At 38.6% G+C, this 16,953-nt stretch carries 15 protein-coding genes; 3 read left to right on the forward strand and 12 right to left on the reverse strand.

Annotation, left to right across the window (positions count from 1 at the left end; translation table 11 throughout):
* Positions 1-36: 36 nt before the first annotated feature.
* From QUF94_RS18110 to hflX, 3 genes are all read right to left on the reverse strand, one after another.
* On the reverse strand, positions 37-441 hold the full coding sequence (locus QUF94_RS18110; RefSeq protein ID WP_053345434.1) for a MerR family transcriptional regulator: 405 nt from the start codon (positions 439-441) through the stop codon (positions 37-39).
* Positions 442-625: 184 nt separating this feature from the next.
* The gene (locus tag QUF94_RS18115) at positions 626-1,894 is read right to left on the reverse strand and encodes a methionine gamma-lyase family protein (protein ID WP_289317063.1); all 1,269 of its coding nucleotides are present in this window, start codon (positions 1,892-1,894) and stop codon (positions 626-628) included.
* A 12-nt stretch (positions 1,895-1,906) separates the two neighbouring features.
* Positions 1,907-3,199 (reverse strand): GTPase HflX, encoded by a 1,293-nt coding sequence (gene hflX / locus QUF94_RS18120; RefSeq protein WP_289317064.1) that lies wholly within the window; start codon positions 3,197-3,199, stop codon positions 1,907-1,909.
* A gap of 129 nt (positions 3,200-3,328) precedes the next feature.
* Between hflX and QUF94_RS18125 the strand changes: the two genes are divergently transcribed.
* Positions 3,329-3,937 (forward strand): trimeric intracellular cation channel family protein, encoded by a 609-nt coding sequence (locus QUF94_RS18125; protein WP_289317065.1) that lies wholly within the window; start codon positions 3,329-3,331, stop codon positions 3,935-3,937.
* Positions 3,938-3,973: 36 nt separating this feature from the next.
* Here the strand turns inward: QUF94_RS18125 and spoVK are convergent, their stop codons facing one another.
* The 9 genes from spoVK to QUF94_RS18170 form a co-directional block, all read right to left on the reverse strand.
* A complete protein-coding gene (gene spoVK, locus QUF94_RS18130; RefSeq protein ID WP_289318428.1) occupies positions 3,974-4,930 on the reverse strand; it encodes a stage V sporulation protein K in 957 nt (318 codons plus the stop codon).
* A 407-nt stretch (positions 4,931-5,337) separates the two neighbouring features.
* Complete coding sequence (gene hfq / locus QUF94_RS18135) at positions 5,338-5,571, reverse strand: RNA chaperone Hfq (RefSeq protein WP_289317066.1); 234 nt, start codon at positions 5,569-5,571, stop codon at positions 5,338-5,340.
* A 3-nt stretch (positions 5,572-5,574) separates the two neighbouring features.
* Positions 5,575-6,495: a tRNA (adenosine(37)-N6)-dimethylallyltransferase MiaA gene (gene miaA, locus QUF94_RS18140; RefSeq protein WP_483313692.1), complete on the reverse strand. Its 921-nt coding sequence runs from the start codon at positions 6,493-6,495 to the stop codon at positions 5,575-5,577.
* A gap of 523 nt (positions 6,496-7,018) precedes the next feature.
* Entirely contained in the window at positions 7,019-8,308 is a 1,290-nt protein-coding gene (locus QUF94_RS18145; RefSeq protein ID WP_289317068.1) for a sensor histidine kinase, read from the reverse strand.
* A 610-nt stretch (positions 8,309-8,918) separates the two neighbouring features.
* Entirely contained in the window at positions 8,919-10,859 is a 1,941-nt protein-coding gene (locus QUF94_RS18150) for an FtsX-like permease family protein (RefSeq protein WP_289317069.1), read from the reverse strand.
* Positions 10,837-11,613: an ABC transporter ATP-binding protein gene (locus QUF94_RS18155; RefSeq protein ID WP_289317070.1), complete on the reverse strand. Its 777-nt coding sequence runs from the start codon at positions 11,611-11,613 to the stop codon at positions 10,837-10,839. The genes QUF94_RS18150 and QUF94_RS18155 overlap by 23 nt, the downstream gene beginning before the upstream one ends.
* 96 nt (positions 11,614-11,709) lie before the next feature.
* On the reverse strand, positions 11,710-12,771 hold the full coding sequence (locus QUF94_RS18160) for a sensor histidine kinase (RefSeq protein WP_289317071.1): 1,062 nt from the start codon (positions 12,769-12,771) through the stop codon (positions 11,710-11,712).
* Positions 12,768-13,475, reverse strand: a complete 708-nt coding sequence (locus QUF94_RS18165; protein WP_289317072.1) for a response regulator transcription factor — start codon at positions 13,473-13,475, stop codon at positions 12,768-12,770. The genes QUF94_RS18160 and QUF94_RS18165 overlap by 4 nt, the downstream gene beginning before the upstream one ends.
* A gap of 120 nt (positions 13,476-13,595) precedes the next feature.
* A complete protein-coding gene (locus QUF94_RS18170; RefSeq protein WP_289317073.1) occupies positions 13,596-14,051 on the reverse strand; it encodes an SMI1/KNR4 family protein in 456 nt (151 codons plus the stop codon).
* Between the two features lie 1,204 nt (positions 14,052-15,255).
* Between QUF94_RS18170 and QUF94_RS18175 the strand changes: the two genes are divergently transcribed.
* Both QUF94_RS18175 and QUF94_RS18180 read left to right on the forward strand, forming a co-directional pair.
* Complete coding sequence (locus QUF94_RS18175) at positions 15,256-15,693, forward strand: helical membrane plugin domain-containing protein (protein ID WP_289317074.1); 438 nt, start codon at positions 15,256-15,258, stop codon at positions 15,691-15,693.
* 35 nt (positions 15,694-15,728) lie between these two features.
* Positions 15,729-16,910 (forward strand): NAD(P)/FAD-dependent oxidoreductase, encoded by a 1,182-nt coding sequence (locus tag QUF94_RS18180; RefSeq protein ID WP_289317075.1) that lies wholly within the window; start codon positions 15,729-15,731, stop codon positions 16,908-16,910.
* The last annotated feature ends 43 nt before the right edge of the window (positions 16,911-16,953 follow it).

A 16,953-nucleotide genomic window follows, 5' to 3' on the forward strand; every position in this document is an offset into this window, starting at 1 on the left:
CTATTCCCCCTAATAATCATTCATAAATCATATTTTTTATTGGAAAAAACGAGACATATCCCCTTGTCGAAGAGATGTTCGATGCTTGCTTCCTTGTAAAAGCTCGGCACGCAGAAGCTTGCGAAGCTCCTCGTCACTAAGGTCCTGTCTTATTTTTTCCGCTTGTTCTAAATCTTGAGTTTTAGGTAAATTCTGTTCCTTTACAGTGAAAATCTTTTTTATGCCGGCTAGATTGACTCCTTGTTCGATTAAATCTTTAATCTCAAGCAGTCGATCGATATCGTTTAAAGAAAAAACCCGACGATTTCCATCTGTTCTCATAGGAGTAATAAGTTGATGCTCTTCGTAATACCGAATTTGGCGTGCAGACAACTCAGTTAGCTGCATGACGATTCCGATGGAAAAAAGAGGCATCGAACGCCGAATGTTGTTGCCGCTCATTCTTAGCATCCTCCTTTTTTTATCTTAAAATAATCATATATCATGTTATTAAACTTGTCAATATGATGTTACATTTTATGACGTGTTTTTTTCGGAAAAATTAAATGATTTGTAACTACTCAAATATTATGACTATTGTTTTTTTGCAGGAACCCAATTTGTTTGGATTCCTATTATGCAACATTTATAATTGAATCAGTTTTTTATCCATTAGCGCATTCACGGCAGTCAATACAGCAATTTTAACATGGGCGTAAGTCAAGCCACCCTGAACGTAGGCTACATATGGAGCCCTTGTCGGACCATCTGCCGTCAGTTCAATGCTGGCTCCCTGTATAAAAGTGCCCGCAGCCATGATTACATCGTCTTCATATCCTGGCATATAGGCCGGATATGGTGTCACATGGGAATTGATCGGTGATGCATATTGGATGGCCTGACAGAAGGCAACCATTTTATCCCGGTCATCAAATTGGACGGATTGAATCAAATCAGTGCGCTTCGCATCCCATTTAGGATAGGTATTCATACCGATTTCTTCTAAAAAGGCTGCTGTGAACATGGCTCCTTTAACAGCTTGGCCCACGACATGTGGTGCAAGGAAGAATCCTTGGTACATTTCCTGTAGACTATAAAGCGACGCACCCGCTTCCGCACCTATTCCGGGTGATGTTAATCGATAAGAGCAAGCTTCAACCAGGTCCTTTTTACCAACAATGTATCCACCTGTTTTCACTATCCCGCCACCTGGGTTTTTAATGAGTGAACCAGCCATCAAATCCGCTCCGACATGACATGGTTCTTGCGTCTCAACAAACTCTCCATAACAATTGTCCACGAACACGACGATTTCCGGGTTAATGTTTTTAACAAAGGAAATCATTTCCTTAATTTCATCAATCGTAAAGGAAGGACGTGTAGCATACCCTTTTGAACGTTGTATGCCGATCATCTTCGTATTTGGCTGAATGGCTTGTTTGACGGCTTCGAAATCAACTGATCCAGTTTCCGCTAACGGAACGGCCTTATAGCTGATTTGAAAATCGCGTAAAGATCCGATACCCGATCCCCTGATACCGACAATCTCTTCCAAAGTATCATACGGCTTTCCTGTTATGTATAACAATTCATCACCTGGGCGCAATATCCCGAACAGGGCAGTGGAGATGGCGTGTGTGCCTGAAATAATTTGCGGGCGCACCAATCCAGCTTCTGCACCAAAAACATCTGCATATATCAATTCAAGCGTATCGCGGCCCATATCATCGTACCCATACCCTGTAGTCGGGATAAAATGGGAATCACTCACTCTATGTGTTTGATAACTTTGTAATACACGAAATTGATTTTCTTCAATACGTTCGTCCACTTGCTTATGTAACGGAGAAATCATTGCTTCCACTTCCTGGGCAATGTTTTTCAACACTTCTCCATTTGTTAACTGCTGATACATCAAAATTCCCCTTTATAATGAATATTTCTCCAGCTGTCCGGTTAATGGATGATCAGCTAGACAAAAACCTTTGCATTCATATCTTTCCGATTCTTCATTAAAGGAGAGAGTGCGCAATATGGTTTCATTTTTCAGCTGTGATAATAGTTTACCCTCACTTGACGGCAGGAAAACATAATACGGGACCATTTCTTCAATCACGTACTTTTCAATTTCTTCCATGATTTGATTCAGGTCCGATTGTTCATAGGCACTGATCATTAATGAAGCACGACTGCCTGACCTTACGAAATCAGCGTGAATCCTATCTTTCTTATTATACAACGTTAGCTGTGGAATGGAAGGGACTTCTAAGTCATTTAGCAAATCATGCACCGTTTTCTGATGATTAAAGTAATCCGTGCTTGATGAATCCACCACATGGAGCAATAGATCAGCTTCTTTCACTTCTTCCAGGGTCGAGCGGAATGCGGCGATTAATGATGTCGGCAAATCTTGAATGAATCCAACCGTATCCGTCAGCAGCACGGTAAATCCGCTAGGAAGTATGGCTTTTCGCGTCATGGGATCCAGTGTAGCGAATAACTGGTTCTCTTCGAATGAATCCGCCTCCGTCAAACGGTTGAACAGCGTTGATTTACCTGCATTCGTGTATCCCACAAGGGCAATTTGAAAGGTCTTATTACGTTTCCTTCTACCACGATAACGTTCACGATGCTTCACTATGCCGCTTAATTGTTGCTTGATTTCATCTATTTTCCCACGAATGTGGCGACGGTCGCTTTCCAGCTTCGTTTCTCCTGGTCCCCTGGTGCCGATTCCGCCTCCAAGCCTGGACATTTCCGTCCCCTGTCCGACCAAACGCGGTAATAAATATTGGAGCTGAGCAAGTTCAACCTGCAGCTTCCCTTCTCTGGAACGCGCCCGCTGAGCAAATATATCCAAAATAAGCTGTGTCCGGTCAATGATCCTTGCCTCCAATTGTTTCGAGAGGTTCCGAATCTGGCTCGGGGAAAGTTCATCATTAAAGATAAATAAATCCGGCTCAAGCTCCTCTTCCAGATTCCGAAGCTCCTCCACTTTTCCCTTTCCTATATATGTAGCCGGATCGACGCTTTCCCTTTTCTGGGTAATGGTCATTAACACCTCACCATTGGCCGTCTTCGCCAATGAAGCCAGCTCATCGAGTGAATATTCAAAACGTTCGTTAGCCTCTGTTGTTTGACATCCAATCAACACGGCCTTTTCCTTTATTGTTTGTTCCAAATCACATGCACCACCTTCTCGAAGATTTTTGTTAATCATAACAAAAAAAGTGAATATATAAAAATTTCCTGAAAACAAAGCTTTTACCCGTTTTAAAAATTCCGATAACATGCTAAAATCATATTTGGCTTTACCATCAAAATCGAAAAGACATCGAGGGACATTCATATGACATGGGAAGTATTAAGCTTCATAGGTACGATTGCATTCGCCATTAGCGGGACCATCATAGCCATGGAAGAAGAGTATGATATTTTAGGAGTATATATTTTAGGAATCATAACCGCCTTTGGCGGAGGGGCAATCCGTAATCTGCTTATAGGTGTCCCCGTTTCAGCGTTATGGGATCAAAGTTTCTATTTTGCCATCGCTTTAATATCCATCACCATCGTTTTTGTTTTTCCCACAAACCTCTCAAGGCACTGGGACAGATGGGGAAACCTCAGTGATGCCATTGGCCTTTCAGCCTTTGCCATCCAAGGTGCGATGTATGCCGTGGAACTTAATCATCCGATAAGTGCCGTCATTGTGTCTGCTGCATTAACCGGTTGCGGCGGAGGGATAATCCGTGACGTGCTTGCCGGAAGAAAGCCATTGGTCTTCAGGAAAGAAATCTACGTAGTATGGGCCATTATTGCAGGCTTGGCTTTAGGCAGTGGTGTAATATCCCAGTCTTGGCAGCTTTATTCGCTCTTTGCCGTTATTACGATATTGCGAATCCTTTCTTACACTAATAATTGGCATCTTCCTAATAAAAAATGGGTGCCGAAAACATAAATTGAAAAGCCCGCCATCTTGGTGGGCTTTTCTATGTCATTCTTTCTCATCATCCTCAAAAATCAAATCTTGGCTGGTAAGCGTCAGTAAATCTGTTTTTTCAAACGAATCCTCCAGTAAAAGCCGCATCGCCTGCGCCCTGATCGACTTTTCAAGTACATTGCGAATATAACGTCCGTTAGAAAATGAAATAGGCCCCCGGAATGATCGTAATATGATTAAATGTTCTTTTAATTTCCTTTCGGCATCCTGACTCATTAGATATTCCCTTTCCTGCAGCATCCGATCGGCTATTTCCATTAACTGATCGATCGTATAATCCGGAAAATCAACAACAAGCGGGAACCTGGAATGAAGGCCAGGGTTAAGGCTGAGGAAATAATCCATTTCCCTAGAATATCCAGCAAGGATCAATATGAATTCATGCTGACGATCCTCCATATGCTTGACAAGGGTATCTATGGCTTCTTTACCAAAATCCTTTTCGCCGCCTCTTCCCAAGGAATACGCTTCATCAATAAATAAGATCCCTCCAATGGACTTTTTTATTAAATCCCTTGTTTTTTGGGCGGTATGACCAATGTATTCCCCGACCAAATCTGCTCTCTCCGCTTCAATTAAATGACCTTTCGATAATACATTCATTTTTTGAAACAACTTACCGATTAAACGTGCAACCGTCGTTTTCCCTGTTCCGGGATTTCCTTTAAACATCATATGCAGTGCTTGTCGGCCAGTCTTCAGCCCCTTTGCCTCACGTTGTTTATTGATGTAAATCCAGGCATATATTTCTTTAATCATCCGTTTCATTTCTTCCATTCCGACCAGCGATTTCAGTTCATCTTCAATCTCTTTCAACGCAACATGCTGCTGGGGGATTTCTTGCACCAAAATTTCTTTTATTGGCAGATCCTTTTGTAGCGCTTTTCTGTTTTCAGCATTAAACACAATATTGATTTGCCCGTTATTTTTCATACGGATCGGTTGTTCCAATGCATTCACCTCTCCATCTTGGCCCCTGACTCCACAATTTTCATTCAATTTATGATGGTAATAGGCATATGTAGCATAGCCAAAACTATCCCATCGGAGAATTTCATTATATCTTTTCGTGAATACCCAAGATTTCAGTATAATTAGCCATATTCCCTTCCAAACGGCGACTTATTCTGACAGGATTCTTTCCTTGGAGTATTTTTTACGACAAGATTCATTCCCGATCACCAATTTATATGGAAGAATGTCATTTCCTGCGGTTTCCCGGAAAATAATCCGTCCCTTAATATATATTCAAAACAGGTGCGTAAAATTATCGATTCTTTGAAAAAGAACCGATAAATGCAAGCAAAAAAAAACAGGTCGCTATAAGCGAAACCTGTTTTTCACATTCATATATATGATTATTCCTTCACTTCGTAATCAATCTGAACATTACGTTGTGGAGCAAATGTAGAGATCGCATGTTTAAAGACTAACTGCTGTTTGCCCTCCGATTCAAATAAAACGGTAAAATTATCGAACCCCTTAACTTGTCCCCTAATCTGGAACCCGTTTAATAAAAATACCGTCACATACGTACCATCTTTCCGTAATTGATTAAGAAACTGATCTTGAATATTTACTGACTGTTTCATGTATTAGTCCTCCTCTTTTCTCTCTAAATTTATGTATTCGCCTTCACTGAAAAGCTTTCCTGCTATAAATCCAGATATTTCATGTATTTTTTTTGAAAAATCCTCTAGATCGGTCATATTAAACCAAATGACATCCATTTTATTTCGAAACCAAGTTAATTGCCTTTTGGCATATCGACGGGAATTCTGCTTTAAAGTTTCAATCGCTTCATCCAATGAAGCTCTTCCATCAAAAAAATCATAGATTTCTTTATAGCCTATAGCCTGAATTGATTGGCAATCCCTTAAACCTTTTTCATGAAATGACTCCACCTCTTGAATCAGGCCTTCTTCCACCATCCCATCAACACGTTGATCGATGCGTTTGTATAGCTTTTCTCGTTCCATTGTCAATCCAATGATGCACGTATCATATTTCAATTCTGTAGGCTGTTCATTCAGCTGCTCACTCATCGTTTTACCTGTACAATGAAAAATCTCGAGTGCCCTGATCACCCTTCTTACATTATTAGGATGAATCCGATTCGCGCTTTTTGGGTCAACCTTACGTAATTGTTCAAAAACAGGATCGATCCCTAACTCCCTTACCTGTTTTTCGAGTCCTTCCCTATAAACAGGGTCGGATGGTGCTTCCGAAAATTGATAATCATAAATGACCGATTGTATGTATAATCCTGTTCCACCGACGATAATAGGGAGTTTACCTCTACTTTGGATATCCTCGATACAAGCATTAGCACGCTCCTGGAACTCTGCCGCACTAAATGGTTCATCAGGGTCCTTGATATCAAGTAAATAATGAGGAATTCCTTCTGTTTCTTCCCTCTTGATTTTTGCAGTCCCGATATCCATCCCTTTATAAACCTGCATGGAGTCTCCGCTGATAATTTCACCATTAAATAACTTTGCCATCTCAATGCTCATCTTTGTCTTGCCAACAGCAGTCGGTCCAATGATAACGAGAAGTTTTCCTTTTTGTTGTTTCACATTCTCACTGCCTTATATGATTTTTTCCCTATCTTATCATAATCCCGATGGAAGCAGCTAAACATCTACCCATTATGTCCAATTCAGGTTCTTTTATTCACCTTTTTATCGGATTAATCGTCATCTGGAATCACTTAATTCACATTCAATACTGATCCATTAAAAAGGTTGTAATGCCTTCTTTTTTCATATAGTACAGCTTTATTGCCTTAGATTTCCAGAGTATATAATACCGAAAATACAGCTGAAGTTCCCAGCTGCATTTACGCATTTAGCAAGATATAGGACACCGGCTGAAAATATAAATGCTGTATGGGTACCTCTTAAGTAAAAATAAACATGCGCTTTTCAATAATTACAGAATATAATCCCGAGAACGGTAAAAAAATTTGCAAAAAAAAGTATGATTCCTTCTTTTTTATGAGGAATCATACTTTATTATCAATATTGTGCTTCCCTTTTAGTCCATTCTTCCATTTACAGGTATCATCATCGTAACGGTCGTTTCTTTTTCAGTGGATTTTACATGAATCTCTCCATCATATCTGTTAACCAAGTCTTTAACGATGAACAATCCTTGCCCGCGTATTTTTCCCTTTTGTGCTTTTTTTGTAGAAAATCCGCTGGCGAATATGTTCTCCTGATCTAATTCGGAAATCATCGGTCCCGTATTAGTGACCATAAACGTATACTTCTCATCATCAGCTTTGCAGGCAATATTCATTCGGCGTTCATGCTCTGGCAATTCAATCGTTGCCTCGATAGCATTATCGATGACATTCGATAATAGTTTAATCAAGTCGATTGTTTTGACCCGATTAAAGGATTTTGGTGAAACATCAATCTCGATATCGATGTTATAATTCTGGGCCGAGAGCCTTTTCGTCTCTAACAGGACTGATAAGCCCGGATGTATCACATCCAATTTCATCGATTCAATCGAGTGCACTTCTTTTGAAAGGCCAGTTAAATAATCGAGCGCTTTTGAGTTCTCCTCTAATTTAAGCAGTCCATGTATCACCTGAATATGATTGGAAAAATCATGCCTTAATGAGCGGACTGAAGCAATGAGCGATTGAAATTCCGAATGGTACGTATCTTCCGTATCCCCGACTTCACGTGTCAGTTCTTTTTGATACCATTTTTGAAGGACAAAAAAGGTAACCAGCAACATGATAACAAATCCCCCATTATATACAAGGATGGCAATGCTGCTTTTCAATACCTTTCCGTTAATGGCATTAATATCTTCTGCGCTCACATCAATGCCCAAAAAACCAATAATGGTGCCATCTTGATTTTTCATTGGCACACCCACAGTCAAATACTCCCCATATTCGGGGTCTTCCAGAATCCCGGTAATAAAGCTTTGGCCTTCATACGCCTGTTTGACCTGCTCCGAAGGAACAGTACATACGCCACCGATAGGAAAATCGCCTTTATGATCTTTAGAAAATCCAGTAATCATGGCTTTGGATACTTTCGGGTTATCAACCATGATTGTATAAACATATAATGCTCCTATTTTTTCACGGGCATCCTCTAAGTAAGCTTTTATATCCCTATATTCCCGGCTCTTTACTTGGTTATTGAGAAATCGCTGATAGGCCTCTACATCCATTGAGTCGGCAATAGATCTAGCAGCTACCAAGTTTTGATTAGCAACGGATTTTTGCACAGAATTTTTAATGCTTAAATATGTAGAAAACATATTTAGAAGAATGAAAACAATTAATAAAAGAATACTCAAATAAAGAAATGCCCTTAACTTTTTATTTTTCATAGGATTAAACTTACCTCATCTCTAGCAGCTAAAAGTTAACGAACCTATTTTGAGTTTACTATATAAAGGGACAAAGAAATAGAGAAAAATCTAATATTCTCCATAACTACAGGCATATAATACTATAATTTATCAAGTAATTAACAGATTACCCACTTCTTTTTTGATAGTTTCACCACTTTTTTGATCCTGATAACTTTTTAAATTTTAATCTACATTAAATCCAATACTAAATATTTCTAATAAAACATTTTTTTACCTATATAGTTTATTATATTAATATAATTTCATATAAGAAAATGGAAAATCAAAAGTCGTCGAATTCGATATTTCCTCATGAAATAAATAATTTTACCCTTTATATGAAAATATTACAAGAATCTAGAGGTTCCATCCGTAAAATCACACCAAAATTTACATTTTTCATATTCAGGTGCAAGAAAAAAATGGATTACCCTCTTTCAATAGTACATATTAACCGATTTATCATTATGGGAAACGCCAATTCAAAAGAGAAGTTTTCCTTTTAATGAAAAATGGAATCAGAGGATTATCCCCTGATTCCATTATGATAGCTTTATTTAATCGCATTGATGACTGCCCGCTCATACATTTTTTTAGTTACTTGATAATATAGCAGTTGAAGAAGAAAATATGTAGCGATGACCATGGCCGAATAACTAAACAAATTGGAGCCCAATAAATTGCTTAATGCCACGTAGGCAACTATGGCATGCATCATCCCTATCACAAAAGGAGCGAAAAAGAGGATGCGTATTTCCGCACTTAAAATTTGCCGTATTTCTTTTTTTGTTAGACCCAATCGATGAAGGGCATGAATTTGGATCTTCTTATCTTCTAAATTCGTAAAAACTCGCAGGTACATCATGCTTCCTTGGACGATAAAGAATAATAAACTGACAAACAAACCGATAAATAAGATCAATATGCTTCCTTGTTTCATTTTATGATAAATAGGTGCTCTTGTTTGCAATTGATGGTCAGGATTGTTAGACATTTTTTCGATTTTCCCAGAGGTTTCCATCGATTCTTCCCAATCTTTCACTTCGTACCCGCGTACTCTTACCATCTCTTTTAAAGGCATATCAGCAGTTATTTCATTATACAGCAGATCATCGACCACCATCAGGGTGGTTGCTGATTTGATGGGAGCGATTATGGAATGATTGCGCTGACCCGCCATTGTAACCCGTATGATTTGTTTACCATAGTGAAGCTCCTTTTGCTCGCCATTTTGGACGAATTGATAATCCAGTCCCCCTCCATAAGGAAAAACGTATAACGCTTCTTTTCCAGATAACTTTGCGGAATCTAATTTTCGCAAAGTTGCCGCTTTGTTATAATCACTTTCCGAGATTAATAATGACCTATTTTCACTGGGTTCTCCCGTTCTCATATGGGGAAGCATGTGAGTAATGGGCACACCTGTCATATTTACTTTGTAAAGGATCTTGAATCCATCTTCCTTTAAAGTTTTCTCTACTTCGGATGGTTCAATGACGGAATAAATGGAAGCGTCATTTTCAACCCAGCCAATTGATTGTGGAATGTTATCCATCCCTTGCTTCTTTAAATCTGCACTGAACATGAAAAGTGTTCCTGCAGCTGTCAAAATGACGGCCGTAATGATCGAGGTTAAAAAGAATAACCTGGAATAATCCTTAATATTAAATATCAGGTTTGTTTGGTTAATTAAATTCGTTCCATTGTACAAGCTTTTCTTCTTCTGATAAAGCCTTCTGCATAGAGCGACAATACTTTGACTGAATAAAAAATAGGTGCCGATCAGTATGAATATTAAAATGGGCAATACTCGAATATAAGAATTGTTCAATGACATCGTGACTGCCAAATAATAAGAAATGCTTAAGCTAACAACTGATAGTGCAATTAACCACTTTGAAACTATAGGCGTCTTTTTTGGTTTTTGTTTATCTTTTAGTAAATCGACTACTTCTGCATTTCCAATGTGAAACAATGAAAGTAGCGATAATAACTGAAATAATAAAATGAAACCAACAATCGTATAAATGAAGGCCTTAGGGACAAAGACAAACGATAATGGTTGTTCTACAGCCAATAACCAAGAAACTGTCATTAAGAATAACTTTGAGAACAAAAACCCCAATCCTACCCCAATCATGATTGATATGAGGGAAACGATCGTTTGCTCCAGGTAAATCAGTTTTCTAAGTTGGGATTTGGACATTCCAAGTAGTGTGAGCAAACCAAACTCTTTTTTTCGCGGCTGTAAAAATGCGGCATTCGAATAAGCTATAAAGAAAACTGAAAATATGATGATCACAATTTCAGCAGCAATGAGCCCCTTACTAATAAGCTTTCCCCCGGGGATATTAGTATGGACCACATCAGGATGAAAGATAAATGATGCATAAATAAAAAAGATTGAGACGGAAAGTACGATACTGAAAAAATAAGCAAGATAACGTTGGGCATTTCCTTGGATGTTTCTCTTAGCGAGAAGTCGAATGTTCATGATAAACTCCTCCCAAAACACTTAACGTATCTAAAATCCTATGATAGAAGCTCTGTCTTTCCCCTCCATTATGAACCTCCGAAAAGAACTTGCCATCCTTTATGAATAAAACCCGGTCACAGAAACTGGAGGCAATCGGGTCATGAGTGACCATGAGGATTGTTGCTCCCTTTTTCTCCTGGAGTGTCGTGAGGGTATCCATTACCTGCTTGGCAGACTTGGAATCCAAATTACCTGTAGGTTCATCTGCTAAAATAATGGATGGTTCATGAATCATCGCTCTTGCACACGACGTTCGTTGCTGCTGACCTCCGGATATTTCAAAAGTCCGTTTTTCTAAAATCCCTTCAATCCCCAGAAGGTGTGCCAACTGATTTACCCTATTTTCCATTTCATCGAGTTTATAATGATCTAACGCTAAAGGAAGGAGGATATTTTCGCGAACGGTAAGTGTATCAAGAAGATTAAAGTCTTGAAAAACAAATCCAATCTCCCTCCTTCGAAACAAAGCCAGGTCCTGATTTTTTAATTCATTAGGATTTTGATCATTTAGAATGACTTTCCCGGTGGTGGGCTTATCAATCGTGGCCATTAAATTAAGCAGAGTGGTTTTCCCGCTGCCCGATGGACCCATCACTCCGACAAATTCCCCTTTCTGTACATTCATGGTGAAATTATCTAACGCTTTATGAAATAAATTCCCCTGCTTTTGAAAATAAGTTTTGGATAATTGCTCCGCTTTTAAAATCGACATCCTGCTACCTCCCTTTCTTACCACAAGTATAATGAATATAGTGGGAGGCTCCCATCGAAGTTTATTACATAACCGCTTAACTGCCTTACAATTTTGTCACCTTTCATGTAAGGTATTTGTATTAAAGAGAAATTCCACTGTAGTCCCTTCGGATACAGTCGATTGTATGGTAATCCCATGCCCAAGTCTGTTAACGATTTCCTTCACTAGATATAGTCCCATTCCAGTTGACTCTTGTTGGGCCCGCCCGTTCTCTCCTGTAAAAAATGGATCAAACACTCGTTTTACATCATGTGGGACAATTCCAATGCCCTGATCCGTTATCCTAAGTAAAACCTCTGACTTTTTTTCAAAAATGTTGAATGTTATGCTGTCATGCTCTCCCTGCCTTGAATATTTCAGTGCATTAAAGACCACCTGACTAATGGCAAAGTGAAGCCACTTACGATCCGACTGCACATATAAATTCTCATGCTCCGTGTCAAGTCTAGGATAAATGAACCGTTTGATGAACTGTTTCTTTTCCTCGTTAATCACTTGCTTGACTAGATTAATCAAGTCAACCCGCTCCGATTTTACATCCTCTGAAAAACGCTGCAGCCTTGCTCCATGCAAGATAATTTCCAGCCCTCTGCGAAAACGATCATTTTCTTCTTCAATCTCTTTAAGATAATCCTTCATCGTCTCATTCGAAAATGTCCTTTTCCCTTCTTGAACCAGTAAAGAAATGACGGAAACAGGTGTCTTCATTTGATGTACCCATTGGTGAATCAACAGTTCATATTGCTCCTTCTGATTGACCTGTTCTTGTAATTGTTCTATCGTAGCCTGGTTCATTTGTTGAAAAAGCTCAATCCACAATTTTTGTTCATTTGACAGGGGATCCCCAAAGGCTTCGACATATTCAAACGTCAAGCTCGGTTCTTGCTTCATCCTTACTAACTGATTAAGAAAACGGTAATGCCTTATGTAATCTATCGCTAAAAATAGTAACATCAAAAACAACGCGAGAATAAATAAATAGATGATATTGGAAATCGATATCTGATTTCCCGCTTCCAAAACGGCTAATGCATAAGCAATAATAAGCAGGCTTCCCAATAGAACAGTATAAAATATAAAATAAAGACGGTCTTTAATGTAGGATTTTAGCTTCACTTTTCTTCACCTTGCACTATTTTTAGTCGATATCCTTTTCCCCTGCTGGTTGTTATGGCATGCGTGGCGCCAATATCCTCAAGTTTTCTCCTCACTCTAGTGACATTGACAGTCAAAGTATTGTCATCAACAAATGAATCATCATTCCAAAGTGCTTCAAGTAAATCTTCACGCGAGACAATGGTGTCATACTGTCGTAGTAAACAACTCAATAATTTCAACTCATTTTGAGTTAACGTTACCTGTTTGTGTTGATATTCAATCATTGCTTTTTCCGTATAAAGCGTTAACCCATCCATTTCCTTTACTTGTTGTTGGAATGAAGATATTTCAGCATATTCACCATAAACCCTGCGTAGGGCGCTCTTTATTTTCGCTAGTACCACTTCCAAATGAAACGGTTTTGTTAAATAATCATCTCCCCCATATTCAATGGCCATGACTTGGTTCATTTCATCTGTCCTTGCAGAGATAAATATGATGGGAACCTTTGAAACCGTCCTTATTAGTCGGCACCAATGGAAACCATCATAATATGGCAGATTGATATCCAATAAAACCAAATCTGGCCTTATCTCCTGGAACTCCGCAAATACTTTGTCAAATTGCTTAACTTCAAAAACCTCATATCCATATCTTTTTATATAATTGACCAAGATTCCAGCTATTTTGACATCGTCTTCAATCAATAAGATTTTATACATTTCTTCACCTCTTTAACATAACAATCCTTACTATCACTCTTGCATATCATCAATCTTGTTATTGAATTTACAATAAAAAACCTTGAATGGTCTGAGCCAATCAAGGGGATTCAAATAAAATTAGATTTCCTCCGGGATTTTCAATCCCTCAATGAAGGACTTAAAACTCTCTGCAACTTTATAAATATTTTCATCCTGGCTTGATGGATCGGAATACCACCCCTGATCCCAGAAGTAAACTCCCTTTTCCTCTTCGTTATCTATCAGCAAGATTTTACCTGCACACGTATCATTGCCTATGATAATGCAATTCTTATGTAAGTCTTCTCTGTTTTCTTCATGCCATTTCTGTAAATCCAGTTCTTTATCCTGAAGCTCTAACCCATAAAGTACATTTAAGCAAACGAGTGTGTCTAATGCATCTACATAAAACTTACTGTTTTGCACTGCAGTTGTGCCGCCATTATGGGTAAGAAGAAATTGTTTATAATCCGCAGGGATTTCAAATCCCACAAATTTCTGAAAATTATTCACTGCTTCTTGTGTCGCTTTTCCATATCCCTTAATACTAACCATTCTACCAACTCCTATTCAGTTTATTGTCGCAAAAACAATTGATAATCTTATTCTTTAAGGCCATTTCACCTGCTTATAAAATGGGCCGGGTCCTACACAGTCAAATGGCATTGCACTCTGGTAAACTAAACTTTCCTTTTTCTTATTGAATGTCCTTAACAATAAATTATTCATTATTAGTTAGAAAATAACACTTTTTTGAATATATTAACATAATTTTACTATCCTTTTTAGTATTTTCTGATATTTTTTTTGACAATTTCGTTGCTTTTCATTAATAAAATAGTTTTATTTAAAAAAGAGTTTTTGTCGAAAAATCGATAAATCGTATAATTCGTAGATTAATTAGGAGTTTTCGATGATATATCTCCATTTTCGAAGATATATTCCCTCGCAGATAAACGAAACTTAACATTAAATATTATTCAATAAAAAAGGCGCCCAACCATCATCTTCGAGGTTGTGCGCCTTTTCCCTATCTATTTATTAATCCCATTACATCTCATACAATTTTATAGTCATCATAAGTAATTAATAACCTGCTCATAGAAACTGTCTCAGCACGAAGCTTATTCTTATCACGGCAATAAGCTATTATGGAACTATCAGGAAGTTTAGCAGTACAATTCCATTTTCTATATTTCTCACAATACCTGGAGGATATTTCAATAACTTCTCCACGGATCTTTAATATCCTGCGTTCTACCAAGGGCATCATCTCCAATTCGATAATATTATTTACCCTAAATCAGATAAAATATTCTTGGGTTCCATACTTGCATGGCAACTTCAAAGATTATGGACATTATAGTACAACAAACATACATGTGAAACTAAAGATGCCTATTTTAGGATTGATCACGGTGTAATAGCTGCATGTAGCCGTCATTAATTACTTGGACAAGCTATAGTACAAGCCACCCCTTATAGTAAAGTGAATCACAATCGTTATCTTATATAAAAAAAGTTAAATGTCCCTAATAAACGGCGATATTTAAGGTATTAAAACCAGAATAATCTTAATATTTTTTTGGAATATTAAGATAAATCGCAAAATCCACCTACTAGCTCTTAATAATAACTATAAAATTATATTCCTATCACAAAAAATATATTTGAAATTAAGGGATTAGAGTCGTATGATTAGTAGTATCGGCGGAAAACACATAAAACAAAATAATTAAGTTTAAAAGGGGAATTAGATATGGTAGATGTAGTCTCAAAACCTGAACATGAAACATTTAATATTTCTGCAAACCAAGAACAATTGGATATCCTAGATCAGCTTTTAAAGCCTGAGGTTCAGGAATCCTTGAACACTTTAGTTGAGCAGTTACCAAAGCTGACTGAGTTAGTGAATATTTTAACAAAGTCTTATGATTTCGCTCAATCAGTAGCGACTGATGATGTTTTGAAAAATGATACGGTCAGCGCCATTTCGGAGATCGCAGGACCTGTAGTCGGTTCAGTGAAAGGGCTTGCGGCTAATGCCATCGAAGCTAAGGATCGTGCTGAAGTGAATAATGATGTGATTGGTCTTTTTGGTCTGTTAAGAATGATGAAAGATCCGCAAGCACAAAAACTTTTCCGTTTCGCCCAAGCTTTTCTTGAAGTCTCTTCAGAACGTAAAAACCAAAAATAATTTGATAAACTTTCAGTAAGAACGGGGGATTAACTATGTCAAAACAAATCGTCATCTTAGGTGCAGGTTATGCTGGTTTACTATCTGCCTTATCCGTACGTGAATATTACAACAAGGATGAAGTGCAGGTTACAGTGGTGAACCAATTTCCAACGCACCAAATCATCACCGAATTGCACCGTCTTGCAGGCGGATCCATTTCTGAACAAGCTGTTTCCATTCCTTTGGAAAAACTTTTCAAAGGAAAAGATATCGACCTTGCCATTTCAAAAGTGGAGTCTTTCTCAGTCGATAAAAAAGAAGTGAAGCTTTCCAATGGCTCCACTTTATCTTATGATGCCCTGGTTGTTGCTTTGGGAAGCCAAACAGGATTCTTCGGCATTCCGGGACTTGAGGAAAACAGCATGGTCTTGAAATCCGTAAATGATGCAAACAAGATTTACAAACATATCGAAGATCGCATCCGTGAATATGCACAAACGAATAATGAAGCGGATGCAACGATCGTGATCGGCGGCGGCGGCTTGACGGGTGTCGAGTTAATCGGTGAAATCGTGGATCATTTCCCTAAAATCGCCAAAAAGTTCGGAGTGGACTTCAAGGACTTGAAAATCAAGCTTGTGGAAGCTGGTCCAAAAATCCTTCCGGTCCTGCCTGATCACTTAATCGAACGTGCCATGACAAGCTTGGAAGCACGCGGCGTTGAATTCTTGACAGGTCTGCCTGTTACGGGTGTTAAAGGAAACCAAATCGAATTGAAAGATGGACAAACGATAACTGCCAATACGCTTGTTTGGACAGGCGGAGTCGCAGCTCTTCCTATCGTAGGCGAATCAGGCCTTGAAGTGGATCGCGGCAAAGCAACCGTTAATGAGTATTTGCAATCCAAATCCCATAATGACGTTTTCGTCGTCGGGGACAGTGCCGTTGCATTCCCTCCAGAAGGCGGCCGTCCATACGCTCCTACTGCACAAAATGCTTGGCAAATGGGTGAGCTTGTTGGATACAACCTATATGCAGCCTTTGAAGGCAAGAAACTTGAAGAATTTTCACCAGTAAACTCAGGTACACTTGCGAGCCTTGGCCGTAAGGATGCGGTGGCAACCGTTGGGGCCAATAACACTTCCCTTAAAGGTCTGCCGGCTACATTGATGAAAGAAGCAAGTAATGTTCGCTATCTATCACACATCAAAGCCCTATTCAGTTTGGCTTATTAATTTTAGATAAAGCAATCATGAATTATAAAGGACCATTCATCAT

It is taken from the genome of Peribacillus sp. NJ4 (assembly GCF_030348345.1).
In the GTDB taxonomy this organism is placed as follows: Bacteria; Bacillota; Bacilli; order Bacillales; family DSM-1321; genus Peribacillus.

What these genes read in the sequence shown, in the direction of transcription:
- QUF94_RS18165 (WP_289317072.1), bottom strand. Translation starts at nt 13,475, where the DNA reads ATGTATAAAATCTTATTGATTGAAGACGATGTCAAAATAGCTGGAATC.
- miaA (WP_483313692.1), bottom strand. Translation starts at nt 6,495, where the DNA reads ATGAGCATTGAGATGGCAAAGTTATTTAATGGTGAAATTATCAGCGGA.
- QUF94_RS18125 (WP_289317065.1), top strand. Translation starts at nt 3,329, where the DNA reads ATGACATGGGAAGTATTAAGCTTCATAGGTACGATTGCATTCGCCATT.
- QUF94_RS18150 (WP_289317069.1), bottom strand. Translation starts at nt 10,859, where the DNA reads ATGAACATTCGACTTCTCGCTAAGAGAAACATCCAAGGAAATGCCCAA.
- QUF94_RS18115 (WP_289317063.1), bottom strand. Translation starts at nt 1,894, where the DNA reads ATGTATCAGCAGTTAACAAATGGAGAAGTGTTGAAAAACATTGCCCAG.
- QUF94_RS18155 (WP_289317070.1), bottom strand. Translation starts at nt 11,613, where the DNA reads ATGTCGATTTTAAAAGCGGAGCAATTATCCAAAACTTATTTTCAAAAG.
- hfq (WP_289317066.1), bottom strand. Translation starts at nt 5,571, where the DNA reads ATGAAACAGTCAGTAAATATTCAAGATCAGTTTCTTAATCAATTACGG.
- QUF94_RS18180 (WP_289317075.1), top strand. Translation starts at nt 15,729, where the DNA reads ATGTCAAAACAAATCGTCATCTTAGGTGCAGGTTATGCTGGTTTACTA.
- hflX (WP_289317064.1), bottom strand. Translation starts at nt 3,199, where the DNA reads ATGATTAACAAAAATCTTCGAGAAGGTGGTGCATGTGATTTGGAACAA.
- QUF94_RS18170 (WP_289317073.1), bottom strand. Translation starts at nt 14,051, where the DNA reads ATGGTTAGTATTAAGGGATATGGAAAAGCGACACAAGAAGCAGTGAAT.
- QUF94_RS18175 (WP_289317074.1), top strand. Translation starts at nt 15,256, where the DNA reads ATGGTAGATGTAGTCTCAAAACCTGAACATGAAACATTTAATATTTCT.
- QUF94_RS18110 (WP_053345434.1), bottom strand. Translation starts at nt 441, where the DNA reads ATGAGCGGCAACAACATTCGGCGTTCGATGCCTCTTTTTTCCATCGGA.